The sequence below is a fragment of the Mesorhizobium sp. LHD-90 genome (assembly GCF_030929505.1).
Lineage (GTDB): Bacteria > Pseudomonadota > Alphaproteobacteria > Rhizobiales > Rhizobiaceae > Kumtagia.
The window spans coordinates 35,560-49,791 of the sequence record NZ_JAVFVV010000026.1 but is presented as its reverse complement, the minus strand read 5'-3'; the positions used below and the strand labels follow the sequence as shown (position 1 = coordinate 49,791).

Genomic DNA, 14,232 nt, shown 5'->3' with positions numbered 1-14,232 from the left:
TCACCGCGAATTGTGCGGCGGCGTCACGCATTGCAGCACGGTGCACGGCCCGTCCGCCGCCGGCACGGTGCGTGCGCGCGGGATCGTCGTGCCCCTGCAGTCCTGGCCGCTGCCGACATAGAGGTTGTAGAGCGTCACGCCCGACTGCTGCGACTGGAAACGCAGGATCGCCGGGCTGTCGCTCCTCAGCGCCGCCTGCACTTTCGCGCAAGACATGCGCTGCGTGTCGTAACGCGACACCGCGCTCGCCGGCGCGACGGCCAACAGGATCGCCGCCGCAGTCAACGCAAGTCTTTTCATGAAAGCGTCCCTCAAAATATCCGCCTGCGCCAAGACTTATGCGGCCATCGGCGCGCGGCAAGGCCGAGGGCTGCCGTCTGACATCGTCGCCGGATCACATACACGTCAACGGATCGCGCCTGTGGATATCCCTGCCGCCTCGTGCGACCCGTCCATTGTGACCGATGCAGGCCGGGACCGATCGTATAAGCTCGCCGCCATGAAACCGTCCCGCGACATCTCCCGCCTGATCGAGATCATGGCCGCGCTGCGCGCTCCGGTCGGCGGCTGCCCGTGGGATGTCGAGCAGAATTTTTCGACCATCGCCCCCTATACGATCGAGGAAGCCTACGAGGTGGCCGACGCCATCGCCCGCGGCGACTTCGACGACCTGCGCGAGGAGCTCGGCGACCTGTTGCTCCAGGTCGTCTACCACGCGCAGATGGCCGCCGAGGCCCGCGAATTCAGCTTCGAAGACGTCGTCGAGGGCATCACCAAGAAGATGATCCGCCGCCATCCGCACGTCTTCGGCGACGCCGACGCCCGCAGCGCCGGCATGGCAAAAGGCATGTGGGAAAACATCAAGGCGGAGGAGAAGGCGGAAAAGCGCGCGGCGCGACTGGTGCGCGGGCTCGATCCGGAGGACAACGGCAACGGTTTTCTCGACGGTGTCCCGCTGGCCTTCCCGGCGCTGACCCGCGCGCTGAAGCTGCAGGAGAAGGCGGCGCGCGTCGGCTTCGACTGGGGCGAGGCCGCACCCATCCTCGACAAGATCGAGGAGGAGATCGCCGAGCTGCGCGAGGCCATCGCCACAAAAAACCAGACGGCGGCCGAGGACGAGTTCGGCGACACGCTGTTCGCGCTGGTCAATTTTGCCCGTCACCTGAAGATCGACCCGGAGGCCGCACTTTCGGGCACCAACGACAAATTCCGCACCCGCTTCCATCTGGTCGAGGTCGCCTTGCGGGCGCGAGGCCGGTCGCTGGATGATGCGACGCTGGAAGAGATGGAGGAGGAGTGGCAGCGCGCCAAGGCGGTTCGGTGAGGAGCTTCCTTCTCCCCGCAAGTGGGGAATGAGACGCCGGCCCCCTACCCCTTGGCCTTCAGCCTGTTCTCGATCTCGTCGCGCGCGGCCGCGGTCGCCATCAGCTTCAGCGTGACGCTGCCGTCCTCATTGTCCTTGCGCGAGACTACGTCGCCGTTGCGATAAATCCAGTCCATCAGGCCGAGCTGCGCCGGGGCGAGCGTCACCTCCGTCGCGGCCAGCGCGCCGGAGACGCGCTGCTCGATCAGCGCCGTCAGCGCCTCGATTCCCTCGCCGGTCACCGCCGAGATCGGCACCGGCGGGTTGCCGTCATGGCTCCTGGCGTCCTCCAGCAGGCGCTGTCGCGTCGCCTCGTCGAGAAGGTCGATCTTGTTCCACACTTCGACGATGTGCTTGTCGTCGGCGGCATCGACGCCGAGGTCGCCAAGAATGCGCTCGACGTCCTCGACCTGCGCGGCCGTATCCGGATCGGAAATGTCGCGCAGATGGATGACGAGGTCGGCCTCGACCACCTCCTCCAGCGTGGCGCGGAAGGCGGCGACCAGATGCGTCGGCAGGTCGGAGATGAATCCCACCGTGTCCGACAGGATCACCGGCGAGCCATGCGGCAGCCGCACGCGGCGCAGCGTCGGGTCGAGCGTGGCGAACAGCATGTCCTCGGCCAGCACTCCCGCCCCGGTCAGCCGGTTGAACAGCGTCGACTTTCCGGCATTGGTATAGCCGACGATCGCCACCACCGGGAACGGCACCTTTCGGCGCTTGGCGCGATGCAGGTCGCGGGTGCGGCGCACCTGCTCCAGCTCGCGCTTCAGTTTTATGATCTTTTCCTGCAGGGCGCGGCGGTCGGCCTCGATCTGGGTTTCGCCGGGGCCGCCGAGGAAGCCGGCGCCGCCGCGCTGGCGCTCCAGGTGGGTCCAGCTTCGAACCAGCCGTCCCTTCTGATAGGTGAGATGCGCGAGGTCGACCTGCAGCGTGCCTTCCTTGGTGCGGGCGCGCCTGCCGAAGATTTCCAGGATCAGGCCGGTGCGGTCGAGCACCTTGGCCTTGGTTTCCTTTTCCAGATTGCGCTGCTGCACGGGGCTGAGCGGATGGTCGACGATGACCAGGCCCGCATTGGTGTCGTGCACGATGCCCGCCAGTTCCTCGACCTTGCCCGATCCGATCAGCGTCGCCGGGCGCGGCTCGTTGACCGGGAACGCGGTCGAATGCGTGATGTCGAGATCGATCGCCTGGGCAAGCCCCACCGCCTCTTCCAGCCGCGCGTCGGCTGATCGGGTCAGGCGCGGCCGGCTGCGGTCGTCGTCGTCGCGGGAAGGCGGCAGGATCGGCACGACCACCACGGCGCGCTCGACCGGCGCCTCATGCGAGACGCTTTTAGCCTTCCCCTTGCCGGGCGCCCCGGCGCCCGTCGAAACGTCACTGGTCAATCAGCTGCCCTGGCCGCTGTCTTCGGCTTCGAACATCTGCACCGGCTGGCTCGGCATGATGGTCGAGATCGCATGCTTGTAGACAAGCTGCGAATGGCCGTCGCGGCGCAGAAGCACGCAGAAATTATCGAAGGAAGTAACGACGCCGGTCAATTTCACGCCGTTGATGAGAAAAATGGTAAGAGGGTTTTTGCTCTTGCGAACCGAGTTCAGGAAAAGATCCTGAAGATTCTGCGATCGTTCCGCCATCGTTTTGTTCTTTCACCCATCCCCTCGGACACGCGCGCCAGCGCCGAAATAGTCGACGCCAGTCAGGCACGCACATCCTGCCCTCGCCCCGACTTCAAGACAAGCGCCTGAGGTTGATTCAAAATTGCTACCATGGTCGCGGTATCAGGCCGGACGTTTTTCCGCAACGTCAAAAAAAGCCTCGCGTAGCGAAAGTGCCACCGATCCCGGATGGCCGTTGGCGACCGGCTGGCCGTCGATAGAGACGACCGGCATGACCAAGGTGGTTGCCGACGTGATGAAAGCTTCGCGCGCCGCCTTTGCTTCCGCGACGCTGAAATGCCGTTCCTCGACCGTCAGTCCGAGCTTTCTGGCGACGTCGAACAGCGTGGTGCGGGTGATGCCGCGCAGGATGCCCTCATCGGCCGGACGCGTCACCAGCCTGGCGTCCGCGGTCACGATCCAGGCGTTTGACGATCCGCCCTCCTTGACGTTGCCGTCGGTGTCCACGAACCAGGCCTCCTGGGCGCCGGCTTCCTTGGCACGCTGCTTGGCAAGCACGTTCGGCAGCAGTCCGACGGTCTTGATGTCGACGCGCTCCCAGCGGTTTTCCGGCACGGTGATGATTTTGATGCCGGTTTCGGCGCGTTTCACGTTGAAGGCGGGATCGGCCTTCTTGGCGATGACCACCAGCGACGGTTTAGTGTCCGCCGGAAACACGAAATCCCGGCTGGCGACGCCGCGCGTCACCTGCACGTAGATGAGCCCGTTGGTGACATGGTTGCGGCGAACCACCTCTCCGATGACGATCTCCAGCGCGGCGCGGCGGAGCGGCCAGCCGATCGACAGTTCGCGCAGCGAGCGCTCCAGCCGGTTGAGATGCCCGGTCATGTCGATGATCTGGCCACGCGTCACCTCGCAGACCTCGTAGACGCCGTCGGCGAACTGGTAGCCTCGGTCCTCGACATGCACGCAGGCGTCCCTGTGGGCGACGTAGCGCCCGTTCACATAGGCTGTTCGCGGCATGCTGTCCCTCTCAGGTCTGCGGTCGGCCGTTCCCCTTATCCGATTCAACCCACCGGGCAAAAGGGCGCGTTGCCGGCAGCATCTCATGCCTGGGGCATTTTCCCTGACCGTCGGCCAAAACAAACAACGGGTGGTGTCACTTGAATTCAGGATCGAACCGGCTACTCCGGCATCGGAAGCCAGCGTCGAACCGTGTTGCCGTCATCCAGCGTCGCCTCGAAGATCGCGGATGCGAGCACCGCACGTATGTGAAGCGCCTTGGAACCGGTGTTTCGGAAGCCGTGCCTGCGATTTGGCGGAACAACAACCGATTGACCGCCGAACAGGATGTTCGCCTCGTCGTCGATCCAGATCTCTGCTTCGCCGCTTACCACGGTCAGCACCTCCTCGACCGGATGACTGTGGGTGGGAGCCCCCATGCCGGAGTCTACCCATTGCTCGAACATGCACAGTTGCGTCGACCCGTTGCTCGCCGAAATATGCATCTGCGTTTCCACGCCGGCTCGCCATTCCTCGCGCGACTGTTCTGCATGGGAGATTGTCTTCAAAGTTGCCCCCTACCAGGCAAACGCCCCGATCCTATCGGCCAGCCCGTAGCTGACACACCAGCATCCGGTGGCGTCAAGGCCGTCGACTGACGGTCTTGAATTCTATCGTGTCTATAGACTTTAGGCGGAGAGAATGATCAGCTACGGTCTTCGTGAATGTGGCGAGACCCGAAAGCATGTTTCGCGAGATTGGAAGCGCTGTCCACGAAGGCTTGCGAGGCCATCGCAAGCGCGGAAAAATGCCCCTTGCAGGCCGTGGCCTGACCAGGAAAGGCCATAGCTCACGCGAATGAGACCGTCTTTGCTCGAAAGTTACCGCCGACGGCATCGATTTTGCCTCGCCAGCCGCAAAACTGACGAAAAATCAACGCATTTGGACTTGTTTATAGATTCACTGGAATTTATTCGTTTCGGATGCGGGACATCGGTCGGACATTCGGGGCGACGGGTTCCTTCGGCAGGCAACACAAAGACAGTTTTCGATCATGCTCACCAAAAAAGGCAAGTACGGGCTGAAGGCCCTGGTCCACTTGTCGCAGATGCCGGAAGGCCAGTTGGCCTTCGTCAACGACATCGCCCGGTCGAACAACATCCCGAAGAAGTTTCTGGATGCCATATTGGGCGAACTGCGCAATGCCGGTTTCGTCCAGAGCCGCAAGGGCAAGGACGGCGGATATCGCCTGTCGCGGCCGCCCGCCGAGATCAAGATCGGCCATGTCGTGCGCGTGCTCGACGGTCCGCTGGCGCCGATCCCCTGCGCCAGCCACACGCAGTATCAACGCTGCGAGGATTGCGACGAGGCGACCTGCCAGGTCCGGCACATGATGCTGGAAGTGCGCCACGCTATCGCCAGCGTGCTCGACAACCGCAGCCTGGCGCAGATGCGCGACGCGGCCAACGACGACGTCGCGGCCCTGCTGAAATACCACGCCTGAGGACCTATTTGGTCGCTTCGGACTTGACGGCTGTCGAAGCTGCCTTCCGATGCGGCGATTTCGCCCCCTCACCCGGCCTCCGCTTCGCTCGGCCACCCTCTCCCCGCTGGGGAGAGGAGATATGCACCGTCCTCGCTCGACATTCTAGCGTGTCGCTCCGGCGGCGGCGAACCTCCTCTCCCCAACGGGGAGAGGGTGGCCGAGCGAAGCAGAGGCCGGGTGACGGGGAACCTCTGGAGGGAAGTCTCTCCAAAGACCAAAAGAACTGCCAGGGGCCCGCATGACTGGCCGCGCCTCGATCGTCATTGTCGGCGGCGGCGCCAGCGGCGTGCTGCTCGCCGCGCATCTGCTGAAATCGCCAAATCCGGACCTGCGCGTTACCCTCATTGAAAAGTCGGAGAATTTCGGCCGCGGGCGCGCCTATTCCACCGCCCTGCCCGACCATGTTCTCAACGTCAGCGCCATGGGCATGAGCGGCTATGCCGACGATCCCGAACATTTCTGGCGTTGGGTGCAGGCGAGCAAGATCATCACGGACGGTAATCCGGCCGTCTACCTGCCGCGTGCGGTCTACGGCCGCTATCTGCATGAACTGCTTCAGGACAATCTGCAGCGCGAGCGCGAAACCGGCCGGCTGCGGCTGGTACGCGAAACCTGCCTCGGCGTGTCGCCGACCCCGTCCGGTGTCGACGTGCGGCTCGCCAACGGCACCAGCATCGCTTGCCACGCGGCGGTGCTGGCGGTTGGCCATGATGAGGAGCCCTCGCCCGAGCATCCGCTTGCCGTCCGCATCGACTCGCCCGCCGACACGCCGCTCGACGACCAGGCAAGCGTGCTTATCCTCGGCACCGGGTTGAGCATGGTCGACGCCTGGCTGACGCTGGAGCATCGCGGCCATCGCGGAAAGATCGTCGCCGTGTCGCGGCGCGGCCTGCTGCCCTCGCCGCATCGAAAAGGCAATCCGATCCGCCTCGATGTCGCCGACGTCCCGCTCGGCACGCAACTGTCCTATTTCGTCGGTTGGCTGCGCGACCTGATCCGCGCGACACAAAAGGCCGGCGGCGACTGGCGCGACGTGCTTGACGCGCTGCGGCCGTTCAACCAGCAGGTCTGGCAAAGCTGGCCGGCATCGGCGAAGCGCCGCTTCGTCGAGCACACGAAAGCCTGGTGGGATATTCATCGCCACCGCATGGCGCCACCGATTTATGCCAGGCTGGAAAAAGCCGTCGAAGCGGGACGCGTCCGGCTGGTCGCCGCCCGCGTCGACGGTATGCAAGAACGCAGCGGAAAACTCGCCGTGCGGCTAAAGCACCGGCGTTCGCAGACACTGAAGACGCTGGTGGTCGACCGCGTCTACGACTGCACCGGCATCACGAAGGATCTGTCCACCGGTTCGATTGCCGTGGTCCGCGACCTGATCGACCGGGGTTTCGCCCGTCCCGACCCTCTGAAGCTCGGGCTCGACGTCACCGAAAGCTGCGCCGTCATCGGCGAGACCGGCTCGGTGTCCGACAAGCTGTTCGCGGTCGGCCCGCTTACGCGTGGAGCCTTCTTCGAGATCGAGGCCATTCCCGATATCCGCGCCCAATGCGCTCGGCTGGCAAAGGTACTGGCCGGCGGGTGAAGCCGGAACCGCTTCTTCCTTGGCGCCGTCGCTCAGGTGAGTGGTGAAACCGGGCTACTGACAGCCGCCTTCTCCGTCCTTGCCGGAAGAAAGACGCAGCGGGCACCGGACGGTCGGAACAAGCGGCCGCCGGCCTGGTCGCGACAACAAAGCTGCTGCCCTCCCACCCTCGGACGGAATATGAATCGCGCAAACAAGATCTGCGCTTGCGGCAATGTCGAGGGCGGAAAAAGACAACGCCAAAGCGGCTTTTTGGGCTGCCATTTGAAGCCTGTCGCGCGGTTTTGGCCGAGCGCTCAGGACAAGTTCTTGGATTCGCTTGATCTTCCGGACTTCACAGTTTGCGCCGCGGGCCGCACCCGCGTTTGCAGCCAACGCAGAGGAGATGTGCAACGCTGTTTTCTATCAGTGCCTTGCGGTACTTGCCTCATGCGCGGGCCACACCGGAACGGTTCCCGTCGAATGCGGCCAGCTCACTTCCGCCTTGTCGTGTCTTGCGGTCGAGTTTTTCACGATCGGGATGACCCGCTCGCCAAAATCGGCAATCGACTTGCGGTCGTTCAGGCCGCTGACCATGAATTCAGAAACACCAATGGAAACATATGGTAAGAGAGCCAGAGTAATGCGCTCCGGCGATCGGTCGCCGAACGCAAGCTTGCCTTCCTTAGCTGTCTCCGCCAAGCCATTGACAATATTTCCAAAATCAAGGGGAAGGGCGAATTTCGGCCGCCCTGCCCGGCCACATTCGACGGCGGCCTGGCGGACACGCTCGATGACGTGTGCAAGCTGATCGGCCTCGGCGAAAGGCAGTTCGAAGACGTCCGCATGGCGGCCGGCAACACGGAAGGCCGTTCCTGATAAGCCGTTCATCCTGAAGGGAATTTCGGCGCCGCGTGGTCCCTTTCGGGCAACAAAGCCGTTGCGCAGGCTGTAGGCCGGTCCCTCGTGGTCGAATGGTTCGTCGTTCGCCCAGAGCCGCTTCAGCAGCACCAGATATTCGTCTGTCCTCTGGAGAGTCTCGACATGGCTCGCCGGCACGCCAAAGGCCGTCGTCACCCGGACCGACAACCGACCGCCCCCGAGCCGGTCCAATGCCGCCAGTTGCCGCGCCGCCACGGCCGGTTCTATCGTGTCCGCCCAATGGGTTAGCGAGATATCCACAACCCTTGTGCTGCGGATTGCCTGCGCGGCAAGGTCCATGTTGCTTAGAAGTCCGCCCGCGTCGTCGACGACGACCCGCTCGAAACCCGCCCGCTCGACCTCAGTGAGCAGGCGCCGAGCCGTCTGGAAATCGAAGAAGAACGGCGTTTCGGCTCCACCGCGAGCGGCCCGGTGCGGACCAGGAAGGTAGGTAAACTCGACCTGCATCGGAAGTTCCTCCGTCATTTCAACGTCTTGACGACGCACGACAGGCTGAAGAACTGCGCACTCGATCCTTGTTGAAAGTTTTCGGAAATCGTCCGGACCGGACGAAGATCAGGGCACGAAGCCCAGGACGATCGCGGCCGCGAAGGCTACCGCCGCGATGAAGACGGCATGCGCCGCCAGGGAGCCCAGCGAGCCGCCGATGCTGCGCGACGACGCCGGGCGCGAAGCCGGGCGAGTTGCGCTGAGATGATCGATGTTCGCCATGGCGGCCTCCTCTTTCATCATTAGTCTATAAATTTTGTAGATTTTGTCGATTCCGAATTTTTGCCCATCGCAGGAAATCTGTGCTCATTTCCAGCGACGCGACGGAATGGATTTTCAAGTCATAGCTTCGATGCGCAGGCGCTCGACGCAGAGCGCCCGCATCAGGAACGCCGCCTCGGCATAGACGGCCTCGGTGGAGAGGTCGGATGCCCGTTGGCCGAGAACGTCCCGCACGGCATCCAGCGTGCGTGCCGGCAACATGTCGGTGCAGGTGCGCATACGGCCGAACACTGAACTGATTGGGATTCGCCTGCCTTCCAGCTCCACCTTTGGTTCGTCCTGGTAGAGGCCCCATTCCTCATAGGCGTCGAGGGCGTCCTGAAAAGCGTAGTGCAGGAAAATCGGGGCATGGCCTTCATGCAGGGGTGGAAGAACTCTCGTCATGCTAGTCTCCTCGCTCGTTTTTCCCAAATGCTCGCCGGGCGGTCGGAAACCGCCTCAATGCCCTACACCCAAAAGATGTTGCCGGAGAAACTCGAGAAGCGGCCTCACCAATGGCCGTTCATGCAAAAGCCCCAATAGAAGCTTTCATCGCGGGATCGACGGCGATCACCCTCCTCGTCGTCCCCGGTCCCCACCTCTGTCGCCCGCCGCGGCGTCAGTTCGGGAAAGAGCGCAGCCTGCAAGCGGACGAGAAGCGACCGGATTGGAGCCTGGCTGGTCTGTGTCATCGTCAACTCCTCATCGAGCGGTTGCGGGATGGATGGTTGGCAAATCGGCACTTCCGTCACGAAGTATGACTCGACATTTCACGATGTCAACCAATGTCTACAAGATTTATAGAACATTGAATCGGAACAAGGGTTTAGCCGGCCCTGGGAGACCATACCCGCGGTGGTCCGAAGGTGATTCCTGGCGGCAGCGCAAACCGAATCCTGATTTGGCGGCATCGTTGGACGGATTTTTCTTCAGCAGCACTGGCCACTCGTGAGAAGGGAAGACGCCGGCAACGGGATGCTGCGATCATGCGTTTGCTGATATCAATGATGCTGCTGGTCGCGGTTCCGCGGCGCGCCGCAAAAAGAGGGAGGCCTTCATGAGCGTCCAGACACAATCGGCCCGGCAAGACAGCGGCGGCCGGCTCAAGCCGCCCTACCGCTCGGTGCTCGATCTCATCGGCGAGACGCCGGTCATCGAACTGACGCGCTTCGACACCGGAAAATGCCGGCTGTTCATCAAGCTGGAAAGCCAGAACCCGGGCGGCTCGATCAAGGACCGCATCGCGCTCTCCATGATCGCCGACGCCGAGCGCAGCGGCCGGCTAGCGCGCGGCGGCACGATCGTCGAAGCCACCGCCGGCAACACCGGCCTCGGCCTCGCCCAGGTCGGCATTCCCAAGGGCTATCACATCATTCTCGTCGTTCCCGACAAGATGTCGCGCGAGAAGATCCAGCATCTCAGGGCACTCGGCGCCGAGGTACGCATGACGCGCTCGGACGTCGGCAAGGGCCACCCAGAATATTACCAGGACATGGCTGAGAAGATCGCCGCGGACATTCCCGGGGCCTTTTACGTCAACCAGTTCGCCAATCCGGCCAACCCGCTTGCCCACGAGACAACCACCGGCCCGGAAATCTGGAGCCAGCTCGGCGGCTCCGTCGACGCCATCGTGGTCGGCGTCGGTTCCGGCGGCACACTGACCGGTCTCGGTCGCTTCTTCGCCAAAACCTCACCCAAGACCGAGATGGTACTGGCCGATCCGGTCGGCTCGGTACTGGCTCCCTATGTGAAAACCGGCAAGATGGAGGAAGCCGGCAGTTGGACGGTGGAAGGCATAGGCGAGGATTTCATCCCGCCCAATTGCGATCTCTCCTTCGTGAAGAAGGCGTATTCGGTGACGGACAAACACAGCATGCTGGCGGTGCGCGATCTGCTTTCCAGGGAAGGCATTCTGGCCGGCTCGTCGTCGGGAACGCTGCTGGCGGCCGCGCTGCGCTACTGCAAGGAGCAGACCATCGCAAAACGCGTCGTCACCTTCGTCTGCGACAGCGGCAACAAATACCTGTCGAAGGTCTTCGACGATTTCTGGCTGGCCGAACAAGGGCTTGCCGAGCGCGAGCAGCACGGCGACCTGCGCGATCTCGTCGCCCGGTCGCATCGCGAAGGCGGTACGGTCTTTGTCGGGCCGGAGGATACACTGCTCACCGCCTACGGCCGCATGCGGCGCGGAGACGTCTCGCAACTGCCAGTGCTGGAGAATGGCAAACTAATCGGCATCGTCGACGAGAGCGACATCCTTGCCGTGCTGGAAGGCCCCTACGAGGGGCGCTGGGACCGTTTCGGCGCACCGGTGCGCACCGCCATGACCACGGACCTGCATACTTTGCAGGCCGGCCAGACGCTCGACGCCCTGCTGCCGGTGTTCGAGCGCAACGAGGTTGCCATCGTCTTCGATGGCGACGAATTCTTTGGCCTGATCACCCGGGTCGACCTGATCAATCATCTGAGGCGCAATCGATGACCGGCAAGAACCGCCTGGCCTTTTCCACCCGCACCATCCATGGCGGGCAGAGCCACGATCCGACCACCGGCGCGGTGATGGTGCCGATCTACGCCACCTCCACCTACGGCCAGCAAAGCCCCGGCGTGCACAAGGGTTTTGAATATGCCCGCAGCCAGAATCCGACGCGATTTGCCTTCGAGCGCGCCGTAGCCGATCTGGAGAGCGGTACGGCAGCCTTCGCTTTCGCCTCGGGCCTCGCGGCGATCGCCACCGTTTTCGAACTGCTCGACAGCGGCGCACATGTTGTCGCGACTGACGACATCTATGGCGGCACCTTCCGTCTGCTGGAACGGGTCAGAAAGCGCTCTGCCGGCCTGAAGGTGGATTTTGTCGACTTCACCGACCTTTCCGCCGTGGAAGCCGCGATCCGGCCCGAGACGAAACTCCTCTGGGTGGAGACACCAACCAATCCGCTGCTGAAGGTGGTCGATCTCGAGGGCGTGGCCGCGCTGGCGAAGCGGCACGACCTGCTGTCGGTGGCCGACAACACCTTTTGCAGCCCCTATATCCAGCGGCCGCTGGAACTCGGCATCGACATCGTCGTGCACTCGACGACGAAATATCTGAACGGCCATTCCGACATGGTCGGCGGTGTCGCGGTGGTCGGCGACAATCGCGACCTCGCCGATCGGCTGAAATTCTTGCAGAACGCGGTCGGCGCCATCTCCGGTCCCTTCGACAGTTTCCTCGCTCTACGCGGACTAAAGACACTGGCGCTGCGAATGGAGCGGCATTCATCAAACGGCGCGAAGATCGCCAGATGGCTGGAGGCGCGCAAGGATGTGCGCCGTGTCGTCTTTCCGGGACTCGAAAGCCATCCGCAGCATGCGATCGCCAAACGGCAGATGTCTGCATTCGGCGGCATGATCTCGGTCGAGTTCGACCGCGACCTCGCTGGCACGAAGCGATTCCTGGAACGCACGCAACTGTTCACGCTGGCCGAAAGCCTTGGGGGCGTCGAAAGCCTGATCGAGCACCCTGCCCTGATGACGCACGGCTCGATCCCGCCCGAGCAGCGCGCGGCGATCGGCATTTCGGATTCGCTGGTGCGGCTGTCGGCCGGCATCGAGGACGGCGACGACCTGATCGCCGACCTGGAGCAGGCGCTGCGGGCATAGCGCGTGCGCAGCGTGCAGCTTGTGCACAGGACTTTTCGAAGAGTCGGTTTGAATTCCCGGTTCGCGACCTATGATAGCGTGGACTCTGGAGACCGTCCTACATGGCCAGAAAAGCCAAGAGGCGCACGCCCGCGAATCGCCGTACGCTAGGCAGAGGACCTCTTGGAATCGACCCTGCTATTCTGGAGCAATTGCTGGTGGCCTTGCGGAGTGACGACACACAGGGTGCGTCGCTCGCCGAAGAACTGGATTCCTACATCGCCGACCTCCTCGATGAAGATGCGGGCGAAAGCGACGCCGAGGCGACGTTCAGCCGCGCCGCGGACATGCAAAACCGTTTGAACGACATACGCATCGCCGCCAACGGCGGAGATCGGGAGGCGCACCGAGAACTCGAGGAAGGCCTGGCAGTCGTCGATGCCGCGGCGCAAACCGGCGATCTTCCCGGACACGCGGTCATGTTGTTGTTCCAGATGTTCGGGGAGGCGGAGATCGATCCCGGCGACGCGCTGCGGGAAGTCATCCTGGCCAACATCCATTCTGCACGCTCGCCGGATTCCGCTGTCGAGATGCGCCTATCGGACGCTGTGGCAAGCTTGGCGGAACTGGACGAGCAAGTCGCGCAATCATCCTTCGCCGCCATGATCCGCTACATGCCGTCCGCAGCGCGTTATGAATTTGTACACGCCCTCGGCGGGCACGCGCAGGAAACGGCGCGAGCAGTTCTGCTGGGATGCCTTCTCGATGCCGATTCCGAACTCGTGCGCATTGCCGCCAATGGTCTGATCGCCAGCGCCTGCAACGCGCCGGTGCCGAACCGGCTGGTGGAGCGCCTGGTGCTGATCCGCGGACTAGTGCCCGCGCCGATGCACCCAACAGTCGACGCCACGATCGCCGCCTTGCGGTCAAGGGCCTTGCCTCCGGTGGCGCGCGAGCCGCTCGAACTCGTCAAATGCATCGCCTCGGTGTGCGACGGCGCGGGCGCCCAGTCGCTGATTGCCCTGATGCGCCGCGGCAAGACTCACGTGTTGGCCACTTTCCTGGTCAAAACCGATTCGGGCCTCGCCGATGCCATGGTCCTCAACGATTTTTCGAAACGGGATTTCGATGCAATGACCAAGGCAATGGGCTTGACGCTCGTACCGGTGTCGCCGGCGCTAATCCAACGGCGTCTGGCGATTGCCTTGGCCATCAGCCATTCAAAAGGCACCACCGCCACATTCGGATTCGTCGAGGCGCTGGAGGCCCTCGGAATTGCGGCGCTGCGGCCTGAGGCGATCGAGCCAGAATCCCTGCTGGACGAGCTTTTGGCTGATACTCCCCCCTTAGTGCCCCTGACTCTGGCAGAAGCCGCTGGCCGTCTCGATGATGACGACTTGACGGGAACCTGGTTCGAGGCAGGGCCTGCCTCCGATGGCCGGCTCGATGGGCTGCGCGGCGCCAAGCAAAGGCAAAAGGCCGCGCTCGCCTATATCGAGGAGCGGCGCGTCTATTGGGCCGCGCAATGCGCAAACTCTGCGCTCATCCTGCGCGACAGCGGCAAGCCGCTTGGTCCGCTCTGGCAGCATTTCGCGGTAATCGGCCAGCACTTCGCCGGCAGCGAACCTGTCGCGAACAACCTGCTCGCACAGGTGATGGCGCAACGCACCGCGGACGCGCACGAAAGCCAGAGGTTTGCAGGGTTTCCGCCCGCAAGCCGTTCCTACTCCAGGTAGACCGTACGGCGCCGTACTATATTGGTCGAATTGGCTTCGCGGCCGCAGGCCGGGTCGAGGACGATCGCAAGCCGCACAACCTGAAGCGCGCA

Annotated in this window: 15 protein-coding genes; 6 read left to right on the top strand and 9 right to left on the bottom strand. The window is 63.3% G+C overall.

Features of this window, described 5'->3' with window-relative positions; genetic code table 11:
- Entirely contained in the window at nt 1–300 is a 300-nt protein-coding gene (locus RB623_RS26750) for a hypothetical protein (protein ID WP_308060167.1), read from the bottom strand.
- A gap of 199 nt (nt 301–499) precedes the next feature.
- On the opposite strand from RB623_RS26750, the gene mazG reads away from it, so the two are divergent.
- On the top strand, nt 500–1,324 hold the full coding sequence (gene mazG / locus RB623_RS26745; RefSeq protein ID WP_308060166.1) for a nucleoside triphosphate pyrophosphohydrolase: 825 nt from the start codon (nt 500–502) through the stop codon (nt 1,322–1,324).
- 44 nt (nt 1,325–1,368) lie between these two features.
- On the opposite strand, the gene hflX is transcribed toward mazG, so the two are convergent.
- From hflX to RB623_RS26725, 4 genes are all read right to left on the bottom strand, one after another.
- Nucleotides 1,369–2,664: a GTPase HflX gene (hflX, locus tag RB623_RS26740; protein ID WP_374121747.1), complete on the bottom strand. Its 1,296-nt coding sequence runs from the start codon at nt 2,662–2,664 to the stop codon at nt 1,369–1,371.
- A gap of 87 nt (nt 2,665–2,751) precedes the next feature.
- The gene (gene hfq, locus RB623_RS26735; RefSeq protein WP_308060165.1) at nt 2,752–3,000 is read right to left on the bottom strand and encodes an RNA chaperone Hfq; all 249 of its coding nucleotides are present in this window, start codon (nt 2,998–3,000) and stop codon (nt 2,752–2,754) included.
- Nucleotides 3,001–3,144: 144 nt separating this feature from the next.
- Complete coding sequence (locus tag RB623_RS26730; protein WP_308060164.1) at nt 3,145–4,005, bottom strand: D-amino-acid transaminase; 861 nt, start codon at nt 4,003–4,005, stop codon at nt 3,145–3,147.
- A gap of 161 nt (nt 4,006–4,166) precedes the next feature.
- Nucleotides 4,167–4,553, bottom strand: coding sequence for a cupin domain-containing protein (locus tag RB623_RS26725; protein ID WP_308060163.1), 387 nt, complete (start codon nt 4,551–4,553; stop codon nt 4,167–4,169).
- Nucleotides 4,554–5,038: 485 nt separating this feature from the next.
- Here RB623_RS26725 and RB623_RS26720 point away from each other — a divergent pair, with 485 nt between their 5' ends.
- Both RB623_RS26720 and RB623_RS26715 read left to right on the top strand, forming a co-directional pair.
- Nucleotides 5,039–5,488, top strand: coding sequence for an Rrf2 family transcriptional regulator (locus RB623_RS26720; protein ID WP_308060162.1), 450 nt, complete (start codon nt 5,039–5,041; stop codon nt 5,486–5,488).
- Between the two features lie 280 nt (nt 5,489–5,768).
- Entirely contained in the window at nt 5,769–7,112 is a 1,344-nt protein-coding gene (locus RB623_RS26715) for an FAD/NAD(P)-binding protein (protein WP_308060161.1), read from the top strand.
- Between the two features lie 405 nt (nt 7,113–7,517).
- On the opposite strand, the gene RB623_RS26710 is transcribed toward RB623_RS26715, so the two are convergent.
- The 4 genes from RB623_RS26710 to RB623_RS26695 form a co-directional block, all read right to left on the bottom strand.
- Nucleotides 7,518–8,480 carry an LLM class flavin-dependent oxidoreductase gene (locus RB623_RS26710; protein WP_308060191.1) on the bottom strand — a complete coding sequence of 321 codons (963 nt, stop codon included), beginning with the start codon at nt 8,478–8,480 and terminating at the stop codon, nt 7,518–7,520.
- A gap of 108 nt (nt 8,481–8,588) precedes the next feature.
- Entirely contained in the window at nt 8,589–8,744 is a 156-nt protein-coding gene (locus RB623_RS26705) for a hypothetical protein (RefSeq protein WP_308060160.1), read from the bottom strand.
- A 114-nt stretch (nt 8,745–8,858) separates the two neighbouring features.
- Nucleotides 8,859–9,188, bottom strand: coding sequence for a hypothetical protein (locus RB623_RS26700; protein WP_308060159.1), 330 nt, complete (start codon nt 9,186–9,188; stop codon nt 8,859–8,861).
- A gap of 104 nt (nt 9,189–9,292) precedes the next feature.
- Entirely contained in the window at nt 9,293–9,475 is a 183-nt protein-coding gene (locus tag RB623_RS26695) for a hypothetical protein (protein WP_308060158.1), read from the bottom strand.
- Between the two features lie 365 nt (nt 9,476–9,840).
- On the opposite strand from RB623_RS26695, the gene RB623_RS26690 reads away from it, so the two are divergent.
- The 3 genes from RB623_RS26690 to RB623_RS26680 all read left to right on the top strand — a co-directional run bounded on the left by RB623_RS26690 (nt 9,841) and on the right by RB623_RS26680 (nt 14,140).
- The gene (locus tag RB623_RS26690) at nt 9,841–11,265 is read left to right on the top strand and encodes a pyridoxal-phosphate dependent enzyme (protein WP_308060157.1); all 1,425 of its coding nucleotides are present in this window, start codon (nt 9,841–9,843) and stop codon (nt 11,263–11,265) included.
- On the top strand, nt 11,262–12,425 hold the full coding sequence (locus RB623_RS26685; RefSeq protein ID WP_308060156.1) for a PLP-dependent aspartate aminotransferase family protein: 1,164 nt from the start codon (nt 11,262–11,264) through the stop codon (nt 12,423–12,425). The genes RB623_RS26690 and RB623_RS26685 overlap by 4 nt, the downstream gene beginning before the upstream one ends.
- Nucleotides 12,426–12,526: 101 nt before the next feature.
- Nucleotides 12,527–14,140 (top strand): hypothetical protein, encoded by a 1,614-nt coding sequence (locus tag RB623_RS26680; protein WP_308060155.1) that lies wholly within the window; start codon nt 12,527–12,529, stop codon nt 14,138–14,140.
- Nucleotides 14,141–14,232: the final 92 nt, after the last annotated feature.